This is a genomic window from Massilia varians (assembly GCF_027923905.1).
In the GTDB taxonomy this organism is placed as follows: Bacteria; Pseudomonadota; Gammaproteobacteria; order Burkholderiales; family Burkholderiaceae_D; genus Telluria; species Telluria varians_B.
The window spans coordinates 2,430,985-2,455,479 of the sequence record NZ_AP026966.1 but is presented as its reverse complement, the minus strand read 5'-3'; the positions used below and the strand labels follow the sequence as shown (position 1 = coordinate 2,455,479).

The 24,495-nt window shown below is 65.2% G+C and carries 19 protein-coding genes; 9 read left to right on the top strand and 10 right to left on the bottom strand.

The features are described 5' to 3' along the window. Nucleotides 1-15 precede the first annotated feature (15 nt). The 3 genes from tagF to MasN3_RS11135 all read right to left on the bottom strand — a co-directional run bounded on the left by tagF (nt 16) and on the right by MasN3_RS11135 (nt 5,703). Nucleotides 16-981 carry a type VI secretion system-associated protein TagF gene (gene tagF, locus MasN3_RS11145; RefSeq protein ID WP_281914124.1) on the bottom strand — a complete coding sequence of 322 codons (966 nt, stop codon included), beginning with the start codon at nt 979-981 and terminating at the stop codon, nt 16-18. Continuing rightward, nucleotides 981-4,748 carry a type VI secretion system membrane subunit TssM gene (gene tssM, locus MasN3_RS11140; RefSeq protein ID WP_281914123.1) on the bottom strand — a complete coding sequence of 1,256 codons (3,768 nt, stop codon included), beginning with the start codon at nt 4,746-4,748 and terminating at the stop codon, nt 981-983. Before tssM ends, tagF begins: the two co-directional genes overlap by 1 nt. 112 nt (nt 4,749-4,860) lie before the next feature. Next, nucleotides 4,861-5,703 (bottom strand): M15 family metallopeptidase, encoded by an 843-nt coding sequence (locus tag MasN3_RS11135; RefSeq protein ID WP_281914122.1) that lies wholly within the window; start codon nt 5,701-5,703, stop codon nt 4,861-4,863. 92 nt (nt 5,704-5,795) lie between these two features. Here MasN3_RS11135 and MasN3_RS11130 point away from each other — a divergent pair, with 92 nt between their 5' ends. From MasN3_RS11130 to MasN3_RS11110, 7 genes are all read left to right on the top strand, one after another. After that, complete coding sequence (locus tag MasN3_RS11130; protein WP_281914121.1) at nt 5,796-6,593, top strand: hypothetical protein; 798 nt, start codon at nt 5,796-5,798, stop codon at nt 6,591-6,593. 718 nt (nt 6,594-7,311) lie between these two features. Next, nucleotides 7,312-8,220, top strand: coding sequence for a reverse transcriptase N-terminal domain-containing protein (locus MasN3_RS11125; protein ID WP_281914120.1), 909 nt, complete (start codon nt 7,312-7,314; stop codon nt 8,218-8,220). Further along, nucleotides 8,220-8,651, top strand: coding sequence for a group II intron maturase-specific domain-containing protein (locus MasN3_RS25285; RefSeq protein ID WP_370662359.1), 432 nt, complete (start codon nt 8,220-8,222; stop codon nt 8,649-8,651). Before MasN3_RS11125 ends, MasN3_RS25285 begins: the two co-directional genes overlap by 1 nt. An 11-nt stretch (nt 8,652-8,662) precedes the next feature. Beyond that, nucleotides 8,663-9,688, top strand: a complete 1,026-nt coding sequence (locus tag MasN3_RS11120; protein WP_281913434.1) for an IS5 family transposase — start codon at nt 8,663-8,665, stop codon at nt 9,686-9,688. A 259-nt stretch (nt 9,689-9,947) separates the two neighbouring features. Then, the gene (locus tag MasN3_RS25280) at nt 9,948-10,157 is read left to right on the top strand and encodes an HNH endonuclease (protein ID WP_370662358.1); all 210 of its coding nucleotides are present in this window, start codon (nt 9,948-9,950) and stop codon (nt 10,155-10,157) included. Nucleotides 10,158-10,244: 87 nt separating this feature from the next. After that, nucleotides 10,245-11,888 carry a VRR-NUC domain-containing protein gene (locus MasN3_RS11115; RefSeq protein ID WP_281914119.1) on the top strand — a complete coding sequence of 548 codons (1,644 nt, stop codon included), beginning with the start codon at nt 10,245-10,247 and terminating at the stop codon, nt 11,886-11,888. Next, the gene (locus MasN3_RS11110; protein WP_281914118.1) at nt 11,885-14,182 is read left to right on the top strand and encodes an ATP-dependent DNA helicase; all 2,298 of its coding nucleotides are present in this window, start codon (nt 11,885-11,887) and stop codon (nt 14,180-14,182) included. The genes MasN3_RS11115 and MasN3_RS11110 overlap by 4 nt, the downstream gene beginning before the upstream one ends. Here the strand turns inward: MasN3_RS11110 and MasN3_RS11105 are convergent. The 7 genes from MasN3_RS11105 to MasN3_RS11075 all read right to left on the bottom strand — a co-directional run bounded on the left by MasN3_RS11105 (nt 14,139) and on the right by MasN3_RS11075 (nt 20,880). Continuing rightward, entirely contained in the window at nt 14,139-14,867 is a 729-nt protein-coding gene (locus tag MasN3_RS11105) for a LytR/AlgR family response regulator transcription factor (RefSeq protein WP_281914117.1), read from the bottom strand. The two genes, MasN3_RS11110 and MasN3_RS11105, sit on opposite strands and share 44 nt — an antisense overlap. Before the next feature lie 3 nt (nt 14,868-14,870). Continuing rightward, nucleotides 14,871-15,944: a sensor histidine kinase gene (locus tag MasN3_RS11100; RefSeq protein ID WP_281914116.1), complete on the bottom strand. Its 1,074-nt coding sequence runs from the start codon at nt 15,942-15,944 to the stop codon at nt 14,871-14,873. 22 nt (nt 15,945-15,966) lie between these two features. After that, a complete protein-coding gene (locus MasN3_RS11095; protein ID WP_281914115.1) occupies nt 15,967-16,677 on the bottom strand; it encodes a LiaI-LiaF-like domain-containing protein in 711 nt (236 codons plus the stop codon). Then, a complete protein-coding gene (locus MasN3_RS11090; RefSeq protein ID WP_281914114.1) occupies nt 16,667-17,056 on the bottom strand; it encodes a LiaF transmembrane domain-containing protein in 390 nt (129 codons plus the stop codon). Before MasN3_RS11090 ends, MasN3_RS11095 begins: the two co-directional genes overlap by 11 nt. A 198-nt stretch (nt 17,057-17,254) precedes the next feature. Beyond that, on the bottom strand, nt 17,255-17,428 hold the full coding sequence (locus MasN3_RS11085; RefSeq protein WP_281914113.1) for a hypothetical protein: 174 nt from the start codon (nt 17,426-17,428) through the stop codon (nt 17,255-17,257). Between the two features lie 46 nt (nt 17,429-17,474). Then, on the bottom strand, nt 17,475-17,636 hold the full coding sequence (locus MasN3_RS11080) for a hypothetical protein (RefSeq protein ID WP_281914112.1): 162 nt from the start codon (nt 17,634-17,636) through the stop codon (nt 17,475-17,477). A gap of 289 nt (nt 17,637-17,925) precedes the next feature. Beyond that, the gene (locus MasN3_RS11075; protein ID WP_281914111.1) at nt 17,926-20,880 is read right to left on the bottom strand and encodes a TonB-dependent receptor; all 2,955 of its coding nucleotides are present in this window, start codon (nt 20,878-20,880) and stop codon (nt 17,926-17,928) included. A 248-nt stretch (nt 20,881-21,128) separates the two neighbouring features. On the opposite strand from MasN3_RS11075, the gene MasN3_RS11070 reads away from it, so the two are divergent. Both MasN3_RS11070 and MasN3_RS11065 read left to right on the top strand, forming a co-directional pair. Next, complete coding sequence (locus MasN3_RS11070) at nt 21,129-22,103, top strand: N-acetylmuramoyl-L-alanine amidase-like domain-containing protein (protein ID WP_281914110.1); 975 nt, start codon at nt 21,129-21,131, stop codon at nt 22,101-22,103. A 416-nt stretch (nt 22,104-22,519) separates the two neighbouring features. Continuing rightward, complete coding sequence (locus MasN3_RS11065) at nt 22,520-24,484, top strand: polysaccharide biosynthesis protein (RefSeq protein WP_307730415.1); 1,965 nt, start codon at nt 22,520-22,522, stop codon at nt 24,482-24,484. The last annotated feature ends 11 nt before the right edge of the window (nt 24,485-24,495 follow it).

Here is a 24,495-nt window from a genome sequence, read left to right as displayed (position 1 = left end):
ATTGGATGGGTAGTCTCACGTTCCTGCTCCAATGAAGGTCTTCATGAACATGTCGCGCGCCAGCCCGAGCGGCAGGTCGGCCTGCGCCAGGTAGCTCGCCAGCGAACGCACGTCGAGGTCGATGTAGAGCTGCTCGTCGATCCAGCCGGTGTCGGACAGACGCACCTGCTGCTCGGCGCCGACCAGCGGGTCGACCAGCGCGCGCAGGGTCTCGGCGAGGGCGGCGCAGAAGCCCACCACCAGCACCGGGCGCCCCTCCTGGCGCGTGATGAAGATCGCCAGGTCGAAGTTGGAACGGCGCAGGAAAGGCGCGACCAGCTGCAGCCAGAATGCGGCCACCGGATAGCGCTGCCCGGCATCGTTCGGCAGCGGCAGCACCAGGCTCTTGTGCAGCTCGGCCGGCTGGCTGTGCATCACCGGCTGCAGCAGCAAGCCGAGCGCCAGCACCATGCGCGCGAACTGGCGCTCCTCCAGCAGCGCGCCGAGCGAACCGACGGTGCCGTTGGCCAGCAGGTGCGAGAGCGTCGGTTCGGCATCGCCCAGGGCCACGGTGGCGTCGGCGATCGCCTGCAGGTGCGGGCCGGGATCGGCCTCGCACAGCACCCGCGGGCAGCGCGTCTCCAGAAAAGACCATAGCGGCGCGAAGGCCAGCGGGCAGCGCGTGACGAAGGCGGCCGGGTCCTGCACCGCATGGGTGCGCGCCGCCAGGAAGGGAAAGCGGCGCCCCGACTGGTCGTGGCTGGCCAGCAGGTGGCCGGCGATCGCATGGCGCCGGGCCGGTCCCACCAGGGCGAAGCTGACCGCGGGCATGGCGTCATAGTTGATGCGCCAGCGCGCATCCTGGGCCAGCTGGGTCATGACCTGGGCCAGCCAGCGATCCAGCATGGCGATGGCGGCCGGGTCGTCGGCCAGCTTGACGAAATCGGCGCGCGCCGGAACCTTGCCGAAGTAGCCGATCCGCTCCGAAGCCGGGCCGCGCATCACTGGCCTCCGCTCGCGCTGGCCAGCGCCGGCGCGCCGGCGTCCGGCATGCGCCCGACGATGGCGGTCGGCAGGCGCAGGCCGCGGAAGCCCTGGCCCTGCTCGCCGCTGCCGTTGGCGGCCGCGCTCGAGACGATCTTCAGGTCGACCGTCACCGCGACGTTGCCGGCGCTCCAGCGCAGTTCGAACACCCCGCCGTCCTTTCTCTTCTTCTGGGCCGCGTCGATCATGCGTTTCAGGCCGGCCTGGCCCGGCTCGTTGAACAGCTCCACGCTGCGCCCATCGAAAGTGACGGCCGCGATGCGCACGCCCGCCATGCCCTGCGGTCCCGGATGCACCATATTGGTCCAGACCGGCGCTGTGTTCTTGTAGCGCAGCTGCTGGCCGTCGATGTCGAGCGTGTATTCGAGCGTGCCCGGCGCCGCCTGCGGCAGGATCTGGAACACGGTCTGCGGGCCGCCCCCCTCGGCCACGCCATTGGCCGACAGCGGCGCGATCCAGCCGGGGAAGCTGGAAATCACCTGCGGCGCCAGCGTGATCCCGATATCGGCCCAGGTGCGCGCCGCCAGCACGCCGCCGCGGTTCACCACCAGCGGGCCCATCGAGGTATTCACGAACTTGACGACCTGCCCTTCGGGCCCGAAGATCTGGCCGATCTCGCCCGGGGTGGCCTGCACGTTGGCGCCGGCGGCGAACGGATACTTGGTGGCCAGCGTACGCTGGAAGGGTTCCACCACCTGCAGCTGCCAGGTCTTGTTGATCTCGGCCTCGGAGGGCAGCACGATCATGGCGAAGGTCTGGGTCAGCGGGCGTACCAAGAGCGGGCGCAGCGCAGCCTTCTGGGTATCGCTCATCCCGGTCAGCATCTGCTCGTCCACGTAGCGCAGCGCGTCGGCCAGTTCGGAGCCGCTGCCTTCCAGGGTCTGCTGCATGAACTGCTTGGCGCCGGGGCCCGGGTCGCCCTGGTTCTTCAGCGCGTTCAGGCGGGTGCGCAATTTCGACAGGGCGTCGAGGTAGCCGCTCATCAGGGAAGCGTCCTTTTCCTTGACCCCGACCAGGCGCGCCACCCCGGCGAACTCGCGGCCGATCGGTCCCGCCCCTTGCGCCCCCAGCAGCGCGCCCGGGTCGACCGCATTGGCCAGCGTGCGCGCATCCGAGGGCGCGCGGCGCAGGACGACTTCCTTGAACCAGTCGGCGAAGCTGCGCTCGGTCTTGCTCAAGCCGGCGCCGGCGCCGGGGTTGTCCCACACGGTCTCGTCGTAGACGGTGCGCAGCAGCTTGGCCATGGGCGACGACTGCGGGTCGCCCAGGCGGTTCATGGCCTGCACGCTGCCCTCGAAGCCCTTCAGCTCGGCGATCGCCACGCCCTGCACGAACCTCAGCCATTCGCGCGCATACTCGGCCTTGTACATCTCGATCAGGGCCTTCTGGATCTGCTCCGGGCTGCCTTCCAGGGTCAGGTCGTCTTTCGAGACGGTCTTGAGCACCCAGTCGGCGCTCTGCGCCTCGCTGCTGGAGGCGTCGCGGATCGCGCCCAGTACATAATCCTTCCAGGCCTGCCGGGTGAAAGCGCCCGAGACCGCATGGCTGCCGGCCACCAGGCCTTGATCCTGCTCGCCGGCGATGCGCGCCACCGTCACCGCCGGGAAGCGGGTCGCGGCGCGGGTTTTGATGTCGTTGTAGACGCGTTCGCGCGCCGGGGTGCCGCGCACCACACGGCGCAGGTGCTCGCGGGTGCTGTCGAGCAGGCTGAGTTTCAGCGTCATCTGTGGCCAGGCCGGATCGTTTACCTGCGCCAGGTGGAAGGTCAAGAGGCGCTCGGCGCTGCGGATCATCTGCTCGCGCGGCATGTTGCCGCGGTTCGCTTCCAGCCAGGTGCGCCAGTAGCGGGTCAGCTGGTCGTTCAGGTGGCCCGGTTCGGCGTAGCGCTTGTCGCCCAGCATGAGATAGGTCTTGAGGGCGTTGTAGGCGTCGGCCACGCTGGTGGCGGAAACGCTCTGGTACTGGCCGCCGGCAGGCGCCGCCGCCGGCGCGGAGACGAGGTGGGTGCCGGCGGCATCGGGGGCGGCTGCAGGCGCCAACTGGGCCGCATTCGCATTGACCTCGGCCAGCATGGATTCCAGCGACGCCGTCACGGGCTCGACCATCACCGCGCGCACGCCGGCGAAGTATTCGTCGCGCAGCTTGCGCACCAGGGCCTCGCCCTGATACAGGCCGAAGCCCAGCGCCCACGGCGTCTCCCTGTGGTACTTGTCGAGCTGCTCGATGCGGTCCTGCAGGATGTCGAGCGCCTCCAGGCGCGACTGCAGGTCGCCGCGTCCGGCCTGCAGCCTGGCCACCTTGTCGAGGTCGGACTGGACGTTGGCCACCAGCTGGCGGTTGCCCATGTAAGACCAGCTCCAGCCGCCCAGCGCGGCGCCCAGCAGGACGGTGGCCCCAAAGAAGGCCGCCACCTTCCAGCGCGCGGCAAGCGGATTGGTATAGCGCTTGACCAGGTCCTTGTCGGCGAAGATCACCTTGCGGAACAGATCGAGCAGGAAGTAACCGGACTGCTCCGCGACCTCCCCGCCCTTCTGCTCGCGCAACGCCAGGTCGAAGCGGCTGGCCACGCGCTTGCTCGACAGGTCCTGCACGCTGCCTTCCTGCAGCGCGCTGGTGAAGTAGAAGCCGCGGAACACCGGCTTGAACTGATAGGTGTTCTCTTCGAACAGGGTGGACAGAAACGCCCGCAGCGGGGTCTTGATGGCCGCGAACTCGAGCGGGAAGGTGAATACGCCGGAGCGCATCTGGGTGCTGCGGTTGGCGCCCATGCTGGCCAGGCTCATCTCCTTGAGGCCGTCGTACAGCTCGTCGAAGTGCTGGTCGAAGAAGCCCAGCACGTCCTGCGGGGCGCTGCGGCGGTTATAGCGCAGCGTGGCGCCCCAGATGCGGTCGCGTTCGGCCCGCTCGGTGTCGGCGAAGAAGTCGGTGAAGCCGGCCACCAGGTCGACCTTGGTGAAGACCACGTAGACCGGCGCATGCACGCCCAGGCGTTCGGTGAGCTCCTGCACGCGGGTGCGCAGGCTCTTGGCCAGTTCGTGCGAGGCGCTGGTGGGCCCGGCCACCAGCTCGGCCACGCTGACCGCGATCAGGATGCCGTTGATCGGGGCCTTGCCACGGTGCTTCTTCAGCAGCTCGAGGAAGCTGAACCACTCGGCGCGGTCGGTTTCCTGAACCTTGTCCTGCACCGAATAGCGGCCCGCCGTGTCGAGCAGGATGCCGTCGGTGGTGAAGAACCAGTCGCAGTTGCGGGTGCCGCCCACGCCCTGCAGCGCCTTGTTGCCGGGGATCGGGAAGCTCAGCCCCGAGCGTGCGATGGCGCTGCTCTTTCCCGCCGCCGGATTCCCGATGATCATGTACCAGGGCAGCTCGTAGAGCGCCGCGGCGCCGCGCGTCAGGCCCAGCTTGGACGTCTTGATGGTGGCGATCGCTTCCAGCATGTTCTTGCGCAGGACCGCCATCTCCCCGCTCGCGCCGCCGGCCTGGCCCAGCGCCCCCTCGCCCGGGATGATGGCCTCGCCCAGCTGCCTGGCCGCGCGGGCGCGGATGTGGCGCCGGATCGCCCACCAGATGCCCCAGCAGGCCAGCAACAGCAGGCCGGCGATCAGGGCCCAGATGAGGTCGATGCCGATCAGGTCGGCGCCGATGATGAGGCAAGCCGCCAGCGCGGCGATGCCGATCGCGACCAGCACTCGGCTGTCGGTCAATAACTGCCAGATTCGTGCCATGGCGGGAGCAGGACGGTGGGTTGTGGAAGATAGGTTCTAAAGGAAATGCTCGCACGGGCTTGCTGGACAACACTTGCGACGGCGCAAGAGTTGCCCGGCCCTGGTGCGTGCTTCAGCGCTGCATGACGCCACGTACCCGCAATTCGGTGTGGCCGAAATCCATCATCTTCCAGCGTCCGCCCCAGGTCAGGCCGAGCTGCTCGGCCACCTGCCCGTACAACTGGTAGCCGCGCATGGACCAGGGATCCTTTTCGGAGATCACCAGCTTGCCGTCGCGCCAGAAGGCGCAATCGGCCGCGAGACCATACTGGTGCCAGCTCTGGAAGGCGCGTGCGTTGGTGACGTGGCTGCCGGCCCGGGCCAGCTCATCCTGGCGCGCCGGGCTGCGGTAGCCCTCCAGCAGCGCCATCTCATAGCCATGTTTTTCCTTCATGATCTTGAATGCGAGCAGCAGGCGCTGGCTGAAGTCCGGATGCAGCAGCCCCCAGTTGCGGCTGGCATTCACCAGCATCGGCCGCACCAGTTCGACCTCCGCGGTGCTGAAGGCCATCGGCGGCAGGGCCACCGGCGGCACCAGGCGCTCGCCCTGCAGCAGCGCCGCCACCTGGACGTCGGGCGCGGCCGTCTCGCCTTCGTAGACCGGCAGCATGGCCGGGCTGCTCAGGGCCAGCGCCAGCAGCGAGGGAATCAGGACCGCGGGCACGCCGATCGCGCAGGCGATGCGGTGGCGCCGGATGAAGCGCAGGATGCCGCCCCGGACATCGCGCGGCATCTCGCCACGCACCGCACCCGCATAGCGGCTGCCGGCGATCTGCCAGCCGAGGGCGCGGCGGGACCAGCGCTGGCGCAGCGTGAACCAGCCACGCGCCAGAAAAGCCCTTCCGCCAGGAAACAGGGCCAGCCAGATGGCAGCGGTCGCCAGACAAAAGTACAGAAGGGCGAGAAAAATCAGCATCGCTTCCTCCAAGATTGTTTCTAATCAGAACTGGGAGAACCAATCTTAGGAGTAATGCCGTGCGGCCTACAGACGAAAATCAATCCCCGTCCATGCGTCCGAACCTGATGTCGCCACGCCGCACCGCGACCTCCGGCGAGGACAGCATCCTGGCGATGCTCGAGCGCGAGCCGGCGCGCAAGCGCGGCGCCAAGCCCTCGGGCATACGGCTGGCCGGCTACGGCGCCAGCGCGCTGCTGGCGCTGGCCCTGACCGGCGCCCTGGTCTGGATGGCGGCCAACAACGACGGCCTGCGGCCCGACGTGCAGGAGACGGTGCTGGCCGACACGGCCCATGCGCCGCAGCGCAGTGGCGCGGCCGACAGCCCGGCGGCGGCGGCGAGCATCCTGCAGGTCGCGATGGCCCCGGCCGCGCAGCCGGGCGGCGCGGCCGTCATCGTGGACCAGCCCGCACCGGCCGAGGCGGTCCCGCCGCTGCGCCTGCTCAAGCCGGCGCCCGGCAAACCGGTCCCGGAACCGCCCGCTCCGCCGGCGCGCAGCAGCACGCCGCCGGTTCCCGCAACGGCGGTGGCCGCCCGGCCGGTGGCAAAGCCGAGTCTGCCTACACGTGCGGCGGCGCCGGCACCAGACGACACCCGACCGCTCAATCGCGCGGCGGCGCCGGCGAAGCCCAGGCAGGCCGCGCTGGCCAAGAATACCGTCAAACCTGCGCCAGCGAAGGCCCAGCGTGGCGTGAACCCGGCCAGGAGTGCCGACGCCCCGGTCGATGCCGACGTGGCGCTGATCTCGGCCGTCATCGTGCATGCCAACGGCCACGCTCCCGAAGGCTCGCAGATGACCGAGCTGCTGTGTCCGAACAACGCTTGCCAGTCCCGTCCAGCGGGCAAGTAGCGTGGCGAAAAGTCCGCAAACGCGCTGAAAGTCCGGCAAAAACCGGCTTACTGCTGGGTTATTGCCCTCGCGTGGCGCTATACTGTACGAAAGCACAGGTGCGACCTGGAAAGTCGCTGTTTCAACTGTTTTGACTCCATGATGGATCCGAGGACAGAACCTGCTGTTCTGCCAGCAGTAGCCTACCCGAATAAGCATGGCTGGTAACGGCTATGTTTAAAGCTTCGGGGATAAGGTATCGCGGTCGAAAGATCTAAGTCATCCCGTGAGGTATGACGATCTCTGCAAGCATCATGCGGAGGGCTGAGCCTGGCTCGAATGGAAGATGGTTAACGAAAGTGAACCTTTGTAAGCGTCGTGTGTACAGTCCAGCCAAAGATGCTGACAGGCTGAGGGCAAAAGCTAATGGGATTCGGTGTATCCCCTCTGTTTTGGGAGCACGCAGACAATAACATCCCCGGCGTAAAGAAGGAACCTAGCCATTCTGTTGAAGCAACGGAACAGGGTAAGCCCGTCTTTCTGCCATATGGCAGGTGAACCGTAAGGAACACTGTTGGAAAGGCGGGTAAAGGAGGCTGGAGAAAGCAAAGGCCAGACAGTAATGGTGTGGATATGGGCGCAGGGATAACCCGAAGTCACCCAACGCGAAAGCGTGCAGACTTCCAGCTAGTTTCTCGTCACGAAAGCGTTTGTATAATCTACGAAGGCAGGAAGGCAAATGAACGGGCAGTTGACGTGTGCACTTGCCGACATTAAGACATCTTGGCACGACATTGATTGGGCCGAGGCGTACAGATATGTCAGAAGAATGCAAACTCGTATCGTGAAGGCGACTCAGGAAAAGCGCTGGAACAAGGTGAAAGCCTTGCAACGGCTGCTTACCAGCTCGTTCTACGGCAAAGCGTTAGCCGTACGACGAGTGACTGAAAACCAAGGTAAACGCACGCCTGGAATAGACGGTTCATTGTGGTCTACGCCGGGAGCCAAGATGGACGCAGCTTATTCGTTGAAAAGACAGGGATATCATCCCCTGCCGCTTAAACGGATATACATCCCAAAGAGTAACGGGAAAATGCGACCCCTGAGCATCCCGACGATGCGGGACCGAGCTATGCAGGCTTTGCACTTGTTAGCTCTAGACCCTGTATCCGAAACGGTGTCTGATGAACAGTCATACGGGTTCCGCAAAGCTCGCTCTACCCATGACGCGATTGCGCAGTGCTTTTTGAACGCACGATTTCATGGAAATCCGAAAGACAAAGGAATACGTCGATCGGCAGAGTGGATTTTTGAGGCAGATATACAAGGCTGCTTCGACAACATCGACCATGACTGGTTGCTTGACCACGTCCCCATGGACACAGGCATTCTCAGGAAATGGTTGAGAGCAGGTTACTTGGAAGGAAACGTATTTGCACCAATGTTGAAAGGAACGCCGCAAGGCGGGATAATTAGCCCGGTGCTAGCCAACTTTGCATTAAATGGATTGGAAAACGCTCTTAGAGGTGCTTTTAAGAACGATAAACAGTTCGAAACGGCAAAGGTGAATATGGTACGTTATGCGGACGACTTTGTTATTACCGGAGCGTCCAAGGAGTTATTGGAGCAACGGATCAGCCCTAATTAATCAAGCCTTCCAGGAGAAACATCAAGGCTTTCTTACAGAAAGTTCGGAGTCTTGTTAAGAAGCTGGGTGCGGCGCCTCAATCCAAGATCATCGAAGCATTGAATCCGGTGATTGATGGTTGGGCAAGGTACCACCGACACGTGGTTTCGAGTCATACCTTTACGGTGGTGGACAATCAGATTTGGTATTGTTTGTGGCGATGGGCAAAACGTCGTCATCCAAAGAAAACTAATAAATGGATAGCAGAACGATACTTCCATCGAGTCGGCGACCGAAACATGTTTGCCGTCCGAGACGGAAGACTGCCGAAAGAAGGCGAGCCAATTTATAGTGCAATACGGCTTGCTTCGAGAATGCCAATAGAACGTCATCAAAAGGGCACCTCGAAAAACCCTCCCGAATCTGTCATGATGCTGTCGCCTCGAACCTGACGTAAATTTTCATGATCAAGACCAGTTTGTTTGCCGACCAGGAGCGCGAAGCCAAGCTGAACAAGCTTGGCGATGCGCTGCGGGTGTTGGAGCAGCATGTCGACTTCGTTGCCCTTGCCGCCGAAGTCGATCGTGCGGCACCGCGTCCCAGCCGCGAACGCGGCGGCCGTCCACCGTTCCCCACCGAACTGATGGTGCGCGTGCTGCTGATCCAGCAGTTGTTCAACTTGAGCGATGAGCAGATGGAATTCCAGCTGCTTGATCGCCTGAGCTTTCAGCGTTTCGTCGGACTGCGCGCCAGCAGCCAGATCCCGGACCGAACGACGATCTGGACTTTCAAGGAGCGCCTGATCCAAGCCGGCGCCAGCGAGAGCATTTTCGATGCGGTCAATCGCCAGTTGTCCATGCACGGCTACATTGCTCGCGGCGGCCAAATGATCGACGCGAGCATCGTGCAGGCGCCCAGGCAGTCGCTGAGCAAGGAAGAGAAAGCCCTGGTCAGCGAAGGCGCGATGCCGGCCGACTGGAAGCCAGCCAAACGGCGCCAGAAAGATACGGACGCGCGCTGGACGAAAAAGCACGGCAAGTCCTATTTCGGCTACAAGGTCTCGGCCAACGCCGACAAGCGCTACAAGCTGGTACGCAAGATCAAAGTGAGCACGGCCAGCGAACACGACACCACGCATTTCGAGGAAGTGCTCGACCCTGCCAACACAAATCGGAACATCCTGGCTGACAAGGGCTATGTCGATGGCGAGCGTGAAGCGAGGCTGAGCAAGCAAGGCTGGCGCATGCAGATTCAGCGCAAGGGCAGCAAAGACAAGCCGATCTCGGAGACCCAGGAGCGCCGCAACCGCCGCATCGCCAAGACCCGCGCCCGCGTCGAGCATGTCTTCGCCGCCCTGGCGCAGATGGGTGGCAAGGCCTTGCGTTCGATCGGCCTGGCGCGCGCCACGCTGCACCTGAGCTGGAAGGTAGCTGTATACAACTTACAGCGCCTCGTCTATTTGAAGGAGGCCCGGATCGAGGCGTTCTGACGCCCAGGGTCCGTCCGGACCACTGAAATCGAGCACCGCAGCCTGAAAAACAGGCCGAGAAACGGCGTCGCTCGCGCATTTCCGGCCACACTCAAACGCTCGGCCCGCTGATGGCGGCAAAATCAAGGGTTATTCGAGGTGCCCAAAAGATCAAATCGGATGCGAATCCCTATGATCCTGCGTGGGAAGAGTATTTTGAAAAGCGTGCAGTTTGGCGCATGAAACAATCAACCCAAGAAAAAGAATAGCTGACCTATGGATGTCTCAACATGGGCAATGCCTTGTATGTCACCAATTGCTGGAAATAGGTGATATACATGTGCATCACCTCATTGAGCGTTGCAAGGGCGGCAAAGAGATACCATCCAACGAGGTTCTGTTGCATGAAACCTGCCACAAACAGGTGTATAGCCAAGGAATCAAGTTAGAGAAACCGGGTCCGGTAAAACGGGCCTTTGTAGAAACTTGAGCCGTATGCCGGGAAACTGGCCCGTACGGTTCTTAGGGGGCGGAGCTGTGGGAACACAGCTCTGCTACCCGACTATGGCGTCATGAGATGATCAGGGTTCTGGAAAACGAATTTTATTATCTGGATAATTTCCAGCGCGTCCTCGACTGGATCGGCGAGCGCTATCGCGACCTCCTGGACGACGACGAGCTCGCCTTTCTTGCCGCCTTTCCCACGCTGCCCCATCCTGCGCGCGCCCTGTTTGTGCGCATGGTCATGCGCAAGGGGAATTTGTTCCGCGCCAGTAAGCTGGTGTATGCCGAGATCGGCTGCCCGGTCGAGGCGGCGCGCGCGCTGCTCGCCACCGGCTGGGTCGAAGCCGATCCGGTCATCTCGCTCGACGAGCTGTTCGATCTGCTGTCCAAGCCCGAGATCGCCGCGGCCTTCGGTGCGCAGCTGCGGCAAAAAAACGCGCGCAAGGGCGAGCAGCTGGCTGCGCTGCGCGAGGAATTCCCCGACAGCCGGGCGTTCTCCGCGTGGTACCGCGATTGCGACGATCTCGCGCTGCGCATCGGGGTCAAGCCGCTGTGCGACCGGCTGCGCCTGATCTTCTTCGGCAACCTGACCCAGGACTGGACCGAATTCGTGCTGTCCGACCTCGGCATGTTCCGCTTCGAGCAGGTCGAGATCTCGCAGGCGTCGCGCGGGTTCCGCTCGCGCGCCGACGTCGAGCACTACATCCTCCTGCACGCCTGCAGGGAGCGCTTCCATGCCGGCGAGCCGCCGGACGAGGTGCTGCGCGACCTGCCCGGCCACGTCTTCGACAACGACTGGCTGGTGAGCCGGCGCGAAAAGCTGATGTTCCAGATCGGCCAGGGTTTCGAGAAGCTCAAGGACTGGGATCAGGCCTATGCCGTCTATGCGCGCTGCCGCTTTCTCGGTGCGCGCGGGCGCGCGATCCGGGTGCTGGAAAAGCACGAGCGCTTCGAGGATGCCTATGCCCTGTTCCAGGCCGCCCAGGCCGCGCCGGAAAGCGAGGCCGAGCGCCAGCAATTGATGCGCATCGGGCCGCGCCTGGCGCGCCGCCTCGGCCATGCCCGGCTGCCGGCCCGCAAGCCGGTCGTCCAGCGCCTCGACCTGTCCCTGCCCATGCCGGTGGAAGAGCGCTGGGTCGAAGGCGTGGTGCGCGACCACCTGGCAAGCGAAACGGCGCCCGTGTTCTACGTCGAGAACGCGCTGGCCAACTCGCTGTTCGGCCTGCTGTGCTGGCCGGCGATCTTCGCCGCCATTCCCGGCGCCTTCTTCCACCCCTTCCACCGCGGCCCGGCCGACCTGCACAGTCCGGACTTCCACCTGCGCCGCAAGGCCGAGTTCGATGCCTGCCTGGCCCGCCTGGACGACGGCAGCTACCGCGACACCATCCGCGCCCACTACCGCGAAAAAGCGGGCATCGCCTCGCCTTTCGTCTACTGGGGCGCACTCAGCGAGGAACTGCTGGAGCTGGCGCTGGCCTGCATCCCGCCGCAGCACCTGCGCAAATGGTGCGAACGGATCCTGGCCGACGTGCGCGCCAACCACACGGGCTTTCCCGACCTGATCCAGTTCTGGCCGGCAGAAAACCGCTACACCATGATCGAGGTGAAGGGTCCGGGCGACCGCCTGCAGGACAACCAGCTGCGCTGGATCGACTACTGTTCGGTGCACGGGATGCCGGTATCGGTGTGCTACCTCCAGTGGGAGCAGGCCGCTTGAGCTACGCTGTCGCGGTACGCGCCCTGTGCGAGTTCACCGCCAAGCAGGGAGACCTCGACCTGCGCTTCACCCCCTCGCCCACCGCCCAGGAAGGCATCAATGGCCATGCGGTGGTCACAGGCCGGCGCGGCCCCAACTACCGCACCGAGGTAGCGCTCGAAGGAAGCTGGGGCGAGCTGCAGGTGCGCGGGCGCGCCGACGGCTATGACCCGGACCAGAACCTGATCGAAGAGATCAAGACCCACCGCGGCAAGTTCGACGCCATTCCCGACAACCACCGTCACCTGCACTGGGCGCAGGTGCGGGTCTACGGCCACCTGCTGTGCCGGCAGCTCGGCCTGGAGCGCGTCAACCTGGCCCTGGTCTACTACGACATCGGCAGCGGCCGGGAAACCGTGCTGCGCGAAACCCAGGAAGCGCAGGAGCTTGCCGCCCTGTTCGGCCAGCTGTGCGAACGGTTTTCGAGCTGGGCGGCCAGCGAAGCGGCGCACCGCGCGGCGCGCGACGCGGCACTGGGCGCGCTGCGCTTCCCGCATGCGGAATTCCGTCCCGGCCAGCGCCAGCTGGCGGAAGACGTCTACCGCGCCAACATCAGCGGGCGCTGCCTGCTGGCGCAGGCCCCGACCGGCATCGGCAAGACCGTCGGCAGCCTGTTCCCGGTCCTGCGGGCGATGCCGCAACAGGGCCTGGACAAGGTCTTCTTCCTGGCGGCCAAGACCCCGGGCCGGCGCCTTGCCCTCGATGCCGCCGCCAGCCTCGGCGCCGGCGCCGCCGTGCCGCTGCGCGTGCTCGAGCTGACGGCGCGCGACAAGACCTGCGAACACCCGGACAAGGCCTGCCAGGGCGACGCCTGCCCGCTGGCGAAGGGCTTCTACGACCGCCTGCCGGCCGCCCGGGCGGCCGCCGCGCAGGTGGCCCTGCTGGACCGCGACGCCCTGCGCGAGGTGGGCCTGGCGCATGAGGTCTGCCCGTATTACCTGGGCAGCGAAATGGCGCGCTGGGCCGACATGGTGGTCGGCGACTACAACTATTATTTCGACGGCAGCGCCATGCTCTACGCGCTGGCGCTCGAGCGGGGCTGGAACACCAGCGTGCTGGTCGACGAAGCCCACAACATGGTGTCGCGCGCGCGCGCGATGTACAGCGTGGAACTGGAGCGCGGCCAGCTGCGCGCCGCGCGCGCCAACGCGCCCGGGGTGGTCAAGAAAGCCCTGGAACGGGTGGGCCGCGCCTGGAGCGGCGTCGACAAGGAAGCGCCGCTGCCCGTCGCGCCCTACCAGGTCCTGCCCGAGGTGCCGGCCAAGCTGCTCGACGCGCTGCAGAACGCCACCAGCGCCGTGAACGACTTCCTGGTGGAGGTGCCCGGTCCGCTCGACCCGGAACTGCAGCGCTTCCATTTCGACGCCCTGGCCTTCCTGCGCCTGGCCGAATCCTTCGGCGAGCATTCGCTGTGCGACCTGGTCCGCGCCGGCCCCAGGGATTCCAGCATCAGCATCCGCAACGTGGTGCCGGCGCCCTTCCTGGCGCCGCGCTTCGCGCTGGCGCATTCGGTGACGCTGTTCTCGGCCACCCTCAGTCCCTGGCACTATTTCTGCGACCTGCTCGGCATGCCGCCGGACACCGCCTGGGCCGACGTCGCCTCGCCGTTCTCGGCCAGCCAGCTCGCCGTCCACGTCGCCACCGGCATCTCGACCCGCTACCAGCACCGCGCCGCCTCGCTGGGGCCGATCGCGGACCTGGTCGCGCGCCAGTACGCCGAGCGTCCCGGCAATTACCTGGCCTTCTTCAGCAGCTTCGATTACCTGGAACAGGTGCTGGAGCAGCTTCAGACGCGCCATCCGGAAGTCCCGGCCTGGCGCCAGGAGCGCCGCATGAGCGAGCCGGAACGGGCTGCCTTCCTCGAGCACTTCACGCCCGGTGGGCGCGGGGTCGGCTTCGCGGTGCTGGGCGGCTCTTTCGGCGAGGGCATCGACCTGCCGGGCGAACGCCTGATCGGGGCATTCGTGGCCACGCTCGGCCTGCCGCAGGTGAACCCGGTCAACGAGCAGCTGCGCGCGCGGATGCAGGCGATGTTCGGAGCCGGCTACGACTACACCTATCTGTATCCCGGCATGCAGAAGGTGGTGCAGGCCGCGGGGCGCGTGATCCGCACCGAGACCGACCGCGGCGTCGTGTGGCTGATCGACGACCGCTTCGGACGGCCGGAGGTGCGCGCCCTGTTGCCCGCCTGGTGGGACGTGGACGCCGTCCCTAGCGCATCATCTCGCGCAGCTTCTGGTAGCCGCTGCGGCTGATCGGCAGCCTGGTCCCGTCCTTCAGCACGGCGCAATGGCTGTCCTTGCTGGCCGGCTCGATGCGCGCGATCGAGCCCAGGTTGGCGATCCAGGAGCGGTGGATGCGCACGAACACCTGGGGGTCGAGCTGGGCTTCGAGCTCGGACAGGCGCTGGTTCTTCAGCCAGGATTTGCCGGCCGCCGTCACCTGCACGTAGTCGTCCTGCGCTTCGATGTAGTCGATGCTGGCGCTGGGGACCACGTGCACCCGCGCCCCATCCTTGATCAGGACCCGCTCGAGGTAGCCGCGCCGCCGGGCCGCATCCTGCACCACCGCCTGCATCTGCTGCGGCTGCGGCCGGCGGCTGCGCGCGTGGTCCAGCGCCTGCGCCAGGCGCTCGCGGCTGAAGGGCTTGAGCAGGTAGTCGATGGCGTGCACCTCGAAGGCCTTCAGCGCGTACTGGTCGTAGGCGGTGGCGAAGATATAGTGCGGCTTGCGTCCGGCCAGTTCCACCACTTCGAAGCCGTCCAGCTTGGGCATCTGGATGTCGAGGAAGACCAGCTCCGGGTCGAGCTCGCCGATGGCCTTGACGGCCTCGAAGCCATTCGCGCATTCGCCCACCAGCTCGATGTCCGGGTGGCCGGCCAGGTATTCGCGTAGCAGCGCGCGCGCCAGGTGTTCGTCGTCGACGATCAGTACTCGCATCGCTTACTTCTCCTTCGTCTGCACGGGCAGCACCAGCTCCACCCGGAATAGATTGTCCTCGCGCGCCCAGTGCACGCTGGCTTCCCTGCCATAGGCCGCCGCCAGGCGCTGGCGCACGTTCACCAGGCCGATGCCCTTGCCGGCCTGCGCCGCGCCGGCGTCCACCGGGTCGACATCGTTCTCCACCGCGATGCGCAGCAGCGAACCGGCCTGCCGCGCGATCACCCGTATGCTACCGCCTTCGAGCAGAGCGCCGATCCCGTGCTTGACCGCATTCTCCACCAGCGGCTGCAGGATCATCGGCGGCAGCAGGCAGTCCTGCGCGCCCTCGCCCACGCTGAGCGCGAAGCGCAGACGCGGGCCGAAGCGCACCCCTTCGATTGCCAGGAAGCGCTCGACCAGCGCCAGTTCTTCGCCCAGGCGCAGCTTGCGTTGCGCTTCCAGTCCCAGCGTCTGGCGGAAGAAGCCCGCCAGTTGCAGGGTCATGTCGCGCGCCCGGCCCGGGTCGATCGCCGTCAGTGCGCTGATCGAGTTCAGGCTGTTGAACAGGAAGTGTGGATCGATCTGGGTGCGCAGCATGCGCAGCTCCGCGTCCTGCGCCAGCAGGCGCGACTCCAGTTCGCGCGTCTCGGCGCGGCGAGTCCGCTCGAATTCCAGCGCCAGCAATTGGGCCACGGCGGTCATCCAGTACAGCAGCATCCCGATCCCCAGCATCAGCGCCGCGAACGGCCGGGTGAACGCGAGGGCTTCGCCTTCGGCCAGCACTGCCTCGCAGACGGCGGCCCAGGCGCTGCCCGCCGCGCACCACAGCAGCGCCGCGCTCAGGCCACTGAAGAAGAACACCGACAGCACCGTCACCAATGGACGCTGCGCCAGCGGAAAGGCGCGGCACAGGTAATAGCTGGAGAAGCCGCAGGCGACCGCATAGAACAAGGTGAGCGGCAGCGCGAACAGCAGGCTGGCGCCCGGGCCCGCGCCGGCGGCGGCGACAATCAGTCCCGCCAGCAGCACGCCAAGCATCGACCAGGCCAGCAGGTAGAGCGCGATACTGCGGCGCGCCCAGAACTCGCCGCTCATCGCGGGCCCGCCGTGCGCGGCATCAGTTGCGTACCTCGACGCCGCCCATGATCGCGTAGCCGCGCACGATCAGGCGCTTCCGGTTGTGCGGCGGGCTTGCGGTCTTTTCCTCGAAACCGCCCATGATCGGCGTTCCCTGCAGGACGACGGTCCAGTCGGGCGGACACTTGAGCGTCACCCCACCCCAGAACGCGAACACATTGATGGTCGCTTCATCCTGGATCGAGGCGGTGCGCATGTCGAGCGAGCAGCCGCCCATCACCGCCGTGATCTCGCCGCCGCGGAAGTTCTGGGTCGTGACGCGCCGCTCGAAGCCGCCCAGGATCGCGGCCACGTCGACCACGTCGCTGTCCGAGCCGGCGTCGTCCTTCAGCAAAGCCGTCGGCCCGGCGCGGCGCGCGTCCAGGGCCTTGTACAGGACGAAGGCGCCGGCGCCGATCAGGAACAGCGGCCACAGGGTGCGGATGTCGAGGTCGATGATGCCGATGCGGTCGAGCGTCATCACGAGCCCGAGGCCGACCAGGCCGGCGCCCGCCAGCTGACCGCCGCGGGACTGGGTGTCGAACAGTTTGACGATCCCGGCGACGATGAACACCGTCGGCCAGAAGCTCAGCACGCGGCGGATCTCGATGAGGTCGAGGTTATCGAGCAGGAACAGCAGGCCCATCAGGATCACGAGCAGGCCCAGCACGACCTGGCTGGTGACGCCCTTCGACTGGAAGTTATCCTTCATGCTGGTTCTCCGAATGCTTGAGGGCGGTCTGCTGTGCGAAGCGGCGCGCGACCAGCGGCTCGAACACCAGCTTGAGTCCCCAGGCCAGCAGGAACAACGGCCAGCTGTTGCGGAAGCTCAGGCCGAAGACGTGGTTGAAGCAGGCGAACAGCCACAGACCGATGAAGACCGTCCACAAGCCGTTGCCGAATTCGCGCGGGCTCGGATAGCCGATGGTCTGGTTGATGCCGATGACGACCAGCAGCAGCGGCGCGTAGCGCCACCAGGCGCCGGCATCGATGTAGTACAGGCGGTCGAGCAGGATGACCGTGCCGACGACGATCAGGAGCAGGCCCCAGACTGCCTGCTTGCGCCAGCGGTAAGCTTCTTCGGTATGCATGTTGCGTGACTCCTCGGGTGTGGACGGTATGGACACACGATACCGGAACGGCAAGCTGCGGGGAAAGCGCCTTTCGGTGAACGGCGGTACGAGGGCGGTGAATGGCGAAGTATTCGGCAAACGGCGGCGGCGCGGACAGCCGGCGGCGGGCGAAAAAAAACCCGCTTGCGGGCGGGTCCTGGGGCAAACGTCAGCGCTTCAGGCCGGCGCCGACAGGTCCATCGCCGGACGGCCCTTGACCTGGTTGCGGTACTTGGCGCGGGCCGCGGCCATCTTGACGGCTTCGCGCGCGATGTTGGTGCGGCGGATCTCCAGGCGCTCTTTCTTGCCGCGGTGTTGTGCCTCGTGTTTGCTGCCGATCTTTCTGGTCATGAATGTCTCCTGGATGGACCGTGGTGAACCGCGGCGCGGCGCGGGATCAGGAGCGGTTGGTCGCCATCTTGAGATCGGACGGCATCAGCATGCCCCAGCCGAGCTGGCGGCGGATTTCCTCCGGCGTCGGCGGTGGCGCACTGTCCCGCGCACGGCGCTCGAGGTATTCACGAACCAGGTGCTTGGGTGGCTGCTTGATCTCGGACATGGCGACCTCCACTTCCGTTTGAGGGCCGACGCCTGGTGCGCGGCCCGAATTGGTGCCGGTCCTCGAGGCGACCGGCTAACCTGTTGAGCCGTAGGTGCCGTGCGCTTGTCGCACAGGTGCCTCGCTCAGACGGTTCCCATGTTACCGATGGGCTCCCGATCCCACCGTTAGGTGCCGCACATTTTTCGATAGGCCGTCTCCTACAAGGCCGCGGGCGCCGCCGGAAGCCGCTGAGGCCGGACGCAAAAAAGGGGAGCCGAAGCTCCCCCTGGATGGCGCTACGCGAAGATCAGAACTTGTACTTCAGGTTCACGTAGTACTGGCGGCCGCCGACGTCCAGCTTCTGCTGCTCTTCCTCGCTGTAGCGATAATAGGCACGCTTGACGTTGGTCAGGTTGGTCGCGTCGAACGACAGCACCAGATTCGGCGTCAGGTTGTAGCTCGCATTGAAGGCGAGCGTGGTCACCGGCGCGGCGAAGGTCGGTGCCACCGGCATCAGGATGCCGTTGACGGTCGACAGACCCTGGCTGTTGGCAGTCGGCGCGGGAGCGGTCGAGGTATTGACATACTCGCTGCGATAGTTGGCCACAAGGCGTGCCGACAGCTTGTCGTCCTCATAGTAGGTGCCCAGGTTGGCGGAGTACTCCGAAGCGCCGACCATCGGACGACCGTCGTCGACCTTGGTCTTGGCCTTGCTGACGTTCGAAGTGAAACCGAAGCCGGTGTTGCCGAACGGCTGCTCGTACATCAGCTCGATGCCGGCGATGCGCGCACCCTGCTGCGAAGCGGTGTTCACGGCGAAGGTCTTGATCTGCGAATCACGCGGATCGAGCAGCTCGACCGTGGTCCTGCCGGCGGTACCGGTCTTCGGATAACCATTGATATCCGAGTAGTACAGGTTTACGCCCACCATCGAGCGGCGTGCGAAGTACCAGGCCCAGGACACGTCCAGGTTCTTGGCGATCAGCGGTTCCATTTCCGGATTCGGACCAGTGACCTGGCACACGCCGTCGGTACAGGCCGGCGAGCCGTAGCCGGCGCCCAGGATGTTGTAGTTCTGGCGCGAGATGGTCTTGCTGGCGCCGAAGCGCAGGATCTGGTCCTTGCTCAGCTCGTAGCGCAGGTTCAGGCTCGGCAGCAGGTTGTTGAAGGTGGTTTCACGCTCCTTCTTGTAGTACATCACGCCGGCCAGCGGGTTGAACGGCACGCCGTCGTAGTACTGGACGCCGTCGCTGGCGGTGGTGATCGCGCCCGGCACGGCGGCGCAGGTGGTGGCCGGCTTGCCCGGCTCGGTGCGCGCGCAGGTACCGACCGGCAGCGGGACCGGGATCATCGCATTGACCTGGGTGCGGACGAAGCGCAGGCCGAAGTTACCCGACCAGCGTTCCGCTTCCAGGTTACCCTGGATATAGGCCGCGCTCTGGCGTTCGCGCATGTCGAGTTCGGTCGACACGCGACGCTCCCACTCTGCGGTGGTCGGCTTGTAGTTGGCCGCGAAGTAAGCCTTGAGCGCTTCCGGGGTCAGGGTCCAGCTGGTATTGTCCCAGCCGGCCGGGCCGTCCAGGCCGCTGCCGAAGTCGGCCGGAATCGGCTGGAAGTTGAACGCGCCGGTCGGTGCGTTGTCGTTCAGGTTGCCGGTGCGCAGTTGCGGGAAGCGGCGCGCGCTGTCGCGGCGGTGATCGGCATGGCGCACGCCGAAATCGACCGAGCGCAGTGCGCCCAGGTCGGTGCGGTACTCGGCATCCAGGTTGAGGCTGTTTTCGCGGTCGTTGGTGGTGACGCCGGAAGCGGCGCGGCCGGTCAGCACGTAGCCGCTGCCGTCCGGGTTCATGCCCGGGACGTTCGGGCCGGTGCCGTAGTACTTGACGAAGGGAGCGTCGTACAGGCTGCCCAGCTTGTAGGACACGCCGGTGCCGTAGCGGGTGTAGGTCAGGCCCTGGTCGAGCGCGGTCTCGCCGACGCCCTTGGTGGACGACAGCAGCGCCTTGACGGTCAGGTCCGGGGTGACGCGGTACTTGACGTCCAGGTCAAGGAAGGCGCTGGTGGCGCGCGCGCCGTCGCGGTAGGCGCCCTCGGTCTCGCCGATGTACTGCGGGGTGGTGCCCGCCGGGTAGACGATGTCGGCGGCCTTCAGCACCTTCAGCTCGTGGCCGTAGACGGTACGCTCGGTGGTGATGATCGGGTTCTTGATCTGGGCGTATACGCGCTGACCCTTCGAGTCGGTCGGCGTGGCGGCGCCCTGCGCGCCGCCCAGGCCCTTCAGCATGCTGAACATGGCGCCGGCGTTCAGGCGGCCGAAGTTGTTCGCCTTCATCTCCGAATGGAAGCCGGTCAGGGTCATGTCCAGGTCCTGGTTCGGCTTGAACTGCATCGAGAACATGCCGCCCTTGCGGTCACGCACGCTTTCGACGTACTCGGTGCTCATCGAGCCCGGCAGGCGCACGCCGTTCAGGTCCGAGGCCTTGTAGCCGGTGCCGGCCAGCGATTCGTCGGTGATGCCCAGCATGGTCTTGGTGTCGATCACGTCCCAGCCGCTGCCGCCGACATAGGCGAAGCGCGAGGCCGAGTCGCGGCGCACGTGGCGCTTCTGGGCGAAGCCCTGGACGATGAAGCCGAAGGTGTTCGATTCGTTCTTCCAGTTGAGCGAGGCGTTGGTATCGTGCGCGGCCTTGCCCGGCAGGTCCGCGTACACGGCGCCCAGGTTGACGATGCCGCTCAGGCGCTCCTTCTGCTGCAGCGGCTTGCGGGTGCTGACGTTGATGGTGCCTGCCATGCCGCCGTCGACCAGCTTGGCCTCGGAGGTCTTGTACACCACGGCCTGGTTCAGGACCGAGGACGGCATCAGCGACAGGCTGGTCGAGCGGCTGCTCGAGAGCTGGTCGCCGAAATACCAGTCGCCGCCGGACACCGTATGGCCATTGAACAGGATCAAGGTATGGTCTGGATTGGTACCGCGCATGGCGACCTTCTCGGCCTCATCGTAGTCGGTACGCACGGCGACGCCCGACAGGCGCTGCAGCGAATCCGCCAGGTTACGGTCTGGCATCTTGCCGACGTCTTCGGCGGTGATCACCTCGACGTTGGCGCTGGCATTCTTCTTGACCGCCAGCGATTGCGCCATCGAGGCACGAATACCGGTGACCTCGACGGTCTGGATCGGTGCGTCCTGCGCGACGGCGGACGCGGCGGCCAGACTCCAAACGGCCAACGAAACGGCCGCTGCGAGCGGCTTCTGCTTGAACATGACGTCTCTCCTGAGATTATAGCTATTGGTATGCAACTGGTAGGCACCTTTCTGCCATGGTCGGGAGTATTGATGATGTGAAGCTTGCTGAATAATCACTTGTGTTCGGCTCTATATAACTTTCAGGAATGTACATATTCGACCATTGCCTAAGTTATAGTGAATGAACAAAATTTCATTCCCATTTATCCCGGCGCGGGGTTAGCGTGGCACCATCTTCCACCGCCCAAAGTGTCTCTTTTTTACAAATGCCCATCGCCATTCGTCTCAGCAGCCTGCTGCTTGCCGGCGCCGCCCTGGCCGGCTGCGCCAGCACTCCCCCGACCCCACATTCTTCCGCCAGGCCGGGCGCGCCCTCGGCCGAGCTCCCGCTGGCCGCCGTACTGCAAAAGCAGATCTACCAGATGACGCCGCAGGAAGCGGGCCGCTACATCGCCCACGTCCATACGGCCGAGCCCGACCTGCGCAAGCGCATTGCGGCAATCGGCCGCAAGAACCTCGGCCAGCCCTACTCGCTGCACCTGCTGGGCGAGTTTCCCTATGAAGTACACGACGACCTGCCGCTGTTCAGCCTGAAGGAAAGCGACTGCGTGGTGTTCGCGGAGCACACCTATGCAATGGCCCTGTCGCAGTCCTGGGAAGAGTTCTTCTGGATGCTGCAGCGGATCCGCTACCGCGACGGCGTGATCGGGGTGGCCACCCGCAACCACTACACCGAGATGGACTGGAACGTGGCCAACCGCTGGCTGGTGACCGACGTCAGCGCCGAACTGGCCGGCGCCGATGGGCCGGCATACCCGATGACGGTAGACCGCGCGCGTTTCCTGCGCACCCGCCACAACACGGTGCGCGACATCCCGGTCGAGAGCAGCCGCCAGGCCTACGTCCCCAAGGAAGGCGTGGCGGCGATCGCCAGCCGCCTGCAGGAAGGCGACTTCGTGAACGTGATCTCGACCCGCAACGGAGAATACTGGGCCTCGCACGTCGGCCTGGTGGTGCTGGGGCCGGACGGCGAGCGCCGCTTCCTGCACTCGCAGGCGCCGCAGGTGCGCGAGGAGAGCTTCGACTCCTTCATCGCGCGCGCCGCCGAGCGCGAGGCGCGCAATGCGCGCGAAGGCAAGCCTGGCCAGGTGCTGGCCGGTTTCAAGTTCCTGCGCCTGAACGAAGCGATCACGGTGCCGCCGATGGCGCCGCAACCGCGCCCGGGCCGCCCGCCCGCCTGACCCGCCGCCCGCCCCGCCGGCGGCGTTCCCGCCCCTTCCGACGCGCCGCCCTGCCGGCGCGTCGTTTTTTCCCCTCATCCTGTCGCGCCGCGTGCCGCCCACCGCGCGGCCTGTCCGCGCCTGTCGCCCCTCATCAGTTCCGCTCATCAATTAAATAATCAATGGAAATGAAATTAGCGATTTATTTCCCATTTTCATTTCCTATTTTCATTTTCGGGCATTTTCGAATTAATTCACTTGCCGCCGTTGAGTCAGGTCAAACTCCATTAGTAGTAGCCGCCTGATAATAAATTTACAAAACTTCATATTCATTTACTTGTTTCCTTACTGGATAATGACCGGATTATCGCGTTTTATGCATTGCCGCGCCCGAATTTCTCTAGGCTTTCATTAATTCCTAACCGCAGCGGATTGCCATGTCCAATTTCAGATCCGATCTTTTCAGCCAGCTTTGCGCAAGGATGGTGTCGATGAGCCGCACCGGCAAGATCGCCCTGATGGTGGGGTGCGACCTGCTGGCACTGCCGGTCTGTTTTCTGATCGCGATGATATTACGGGGTGGCGATTTACAGCTTGCACAGAATTTCGGTCCCGCATCGTATGCGCTGGTGGCCGTGGTCACCATCGCCGCATTCTCGGTATCCGACTTATATCGCGCGGTAATCCGTTTTATCGACCAGCGTTTATTGAGTTTCACCGGCGCCGCACTTGCATTCGGCATTTTATGTGTGTATGTCGTATTAATCATCATGAACGAACCGCGTTTTCCGCGCAGTGCGCTCGCCATTTACTGGTTCGTGGTTTTCTCTTACGTCGTCATTTCCCGTATCGGCCTGCGCAACCTGCTGCGCGCCCATGCCGGGCGGCGCGCAGGGGCGTCCGATGCGGTGGCCGTCTACGGCGCCGGCGATGCCGGTGCGCGCCTGGTGCAGGCGATGCGCCACGGCGACGAGTACCGCCCGGTCTGCTTCCTCGACGACAAGCGCGCCCTGAACGAACGCACCATCGCCGGCCTGCGCGTGTTTAATACCGCGCGCCTGGCCGAATTGGTCGCTTCCCAGGGCATCCGCACCATCGTGATCGCCCTGCCCTCGGTCTCGCCGGAGCGCCTGCGCGACATCATGCAGCGCCTCGGCCAGGCCGGGGTGCCGGTCAAGATCCTGAGCCGCCTGGTCGACCTGGCCGACGACCGGCCGCCGGCGCACGGCTCGATCCGCGAACTCAAGTTCGAAGACCTGCTCGGGCGCCCGGCGGTGCCGCCGCGGCTCGACCTGTTTGCCCGCTGCGTCCGCGGCAAGAGCGTGCTCGTCACCGGCGCCGGCGGCTCGATCGGCAGCGAACTGTGCCGCCAGATCGTCACGCTGACCCCGCGCGAGCTGCACCTGCTCGACCACTCCGAGTACGCGCTGTACACCATCCGCCAGGAGCTGGCCGCGCGCTTTCCCGGCCTGGCCATCCACGCCCACCTGGGCTCGGTCTGCAACAGCGAACTGGTCGAGCGCGTCCTGCGCGACGGCAAGGTCAACACCATCTACCACGTTGCCGCCTACAAGCACGTGCCCCTGGTCGAGGCCAATATCGTCGAAGGACTGCGCAACAACGTGATCGGCGCCCAGGTCGTGGCCAGCGCCGCCGCCCAGCACAAGGTCGAGACCTGCGTGCTGATCTCGAGCGACAAGGCGGTGCGCCCGACCAACATCATGGGCGCCAGCAAGCGCATCGCCGAGCTGATCTTCCAGGCGGCGGCCGTACGCCACGGCGCCCACACCACCTTCTGCATGGTCCGCTTCGGCAACGTGCTGGGCTCGTCCGGCTCGGTCATTCCCCTGTTCCAGCGCCAGATCGCGCGCGGCGGGCCGCTGACCATCACCCATCCGGAGGTGTCGCGCTACTTCATGCTGATCGCCGAGGCGGCCCAGCTGGTGATCCAGGCCGGCGCCATGGCCAAGGGCGGCGACGTGTTCGTGCTCGACATGGGCGAGCCGGTCAAGATCGTCGACCTGGCCCGCACCATGATCGCCATGTCGGGGCTCACCGAACGCACCCCGCAGAACCCGCGCGGCGACATCGAGGTGCAGTTCGTCGGCCTGTTCCCCGGCGAGAAACTGCACGAGGAGCTGCTGACCGAGGGCACGGTCTTCCCGAGCGAGCATCCGCGCATCATGCGGATGAAGGAAAGCGCCCTGCGCCCCAGCGTGCTGGAAACCTGCATCACCTGCCTCATGATGGCTTGCGAGACCCACGAGCGCGGCACGATCGAATCGATGGTCAAGGCCATCGTCGCCGAATACGTGCCGACCTCGCCGGTGACGCCGCCGCCCCTGGTGGCCGACACCCAGGCGCCGAGCCTGATCAAGAAGTTCGTGCCGTTCCGGATCTGAACCCGTACCCC

Coding starts and splice junctions, on each gene's coding strand:
- tagF (WP_281914124.1), bottom strand. CDS start 981: ATGCGCGGCCCGGCTTCGGAGCGGATCGGCTACTTCGGCAAGGTTCCG.
- tssM (WP_281914123.1), bottom strand. CDS start 4,748: ATGGCACGAATCTGGCAGTTATTGACCGACAGCCGAGTGCTGGTCGCG.
- MasN3_RS11135 (WP_281914122.1), bottom strand. CDS start 5,703: ATGCTGATTTTTCTCGCCCTTCTGTACTTTTGTCTGGCGACCGCTGCC.
- MasN3_RS11130 (WP_281914121.1), top strand. CDS start 5,796: ATGCGTCCGAACCTGATGTCGCCACGCCGCACCGCGACCTCCGGCGAG.
- MasN3_RS11125 (WP_281914120.1), top strand. CDS start 7,312: ATGAACGGGCAGTTGACGTGTGCACTTGCCGACATTAAGACATCTTGG.
- MasN3_RS11120 (WP_281913434.1), top strand. CDS start 8,663: ATGATCAAGACCAGTTTGTTTGCCGACCAGGAGCGCGAAGCCAAGCTG.
- MasN3_RS25280 (WP_370662358.1), top strand. CDS start 9,948: ATGTCTCAACATGGGCAATGCCTTGTATGTCACCAATTGCTGGAAATA.
- MasN3_RS11115 (WP_281914119.1), top strand. CDS start 10,245: ATGATCAGGGTTCTGGAAAACGAATTTTATTATCTGGATAATTTCCAG.
- MasN3_RS11105 (WP_281914117.1), bottom strand. CDS start 14,867: ATGCGAGTACTGATCGTCGACGACGAACACCTGGCGCGCGCGCTGCTA.
- MasN3_RS11100 (WP_281914116.1), bottom strand. CDS start 15,944: ATGAGCGGCGAGTTCTGGGCGCGCCGCAGTATCGCGCTCTACCTGCTG.
- MasN3_RS11095 (WP_281914115.1), bottom strand. CDS start 16,677: ATGAAGGATAACTTCCAGTCGAAGGGCGTCACCAGCCAGGTCGTGCTG.
- MasN3_RS11090 (WP_281914114.1), bottom strand. CDS start 17,056: ATGCATACCGAAGAAGCTTACCGCTGGCGCAAGCAGGCAGTCTGGGGC.
- MasN3_RS11085 (WP_281914113.1), bottom strand. CDS start 17,428: ATGACCAGAAAGATCGGCAGCAAACACGAGGCACAACACCGCGGCAAG.
- MasN3_RS11080 (WP_281914112.1), bottom strand. CDS start 17,636: ATGTCCGAGATCAAGCAGCCACCCAAGCACCTGGTTCGTGAATACCTC.
- MasN3_RS11075 (WP_281914111.1), bottom strand. CDS start 20,880: ATGTTCAAGCAGAAGCCGCTCGCAGCGGCCGTTTCGTTGGCCGTTTGG.
- MasN3_RS11070 (WP_281914110.1), top strand. CDS start 21,129: ATGCCCATCGCCATTCGTCTCAGCAGCCTGCTGCTTGCCGGCGCCGCC.
- MasN3_RS11065 (WP_307730415.1), top strand. CDS start 22,520: ATGTCCAATTTCAGATCCGATCTTTTCAGCCAGCTTTGCGCAAGGATG.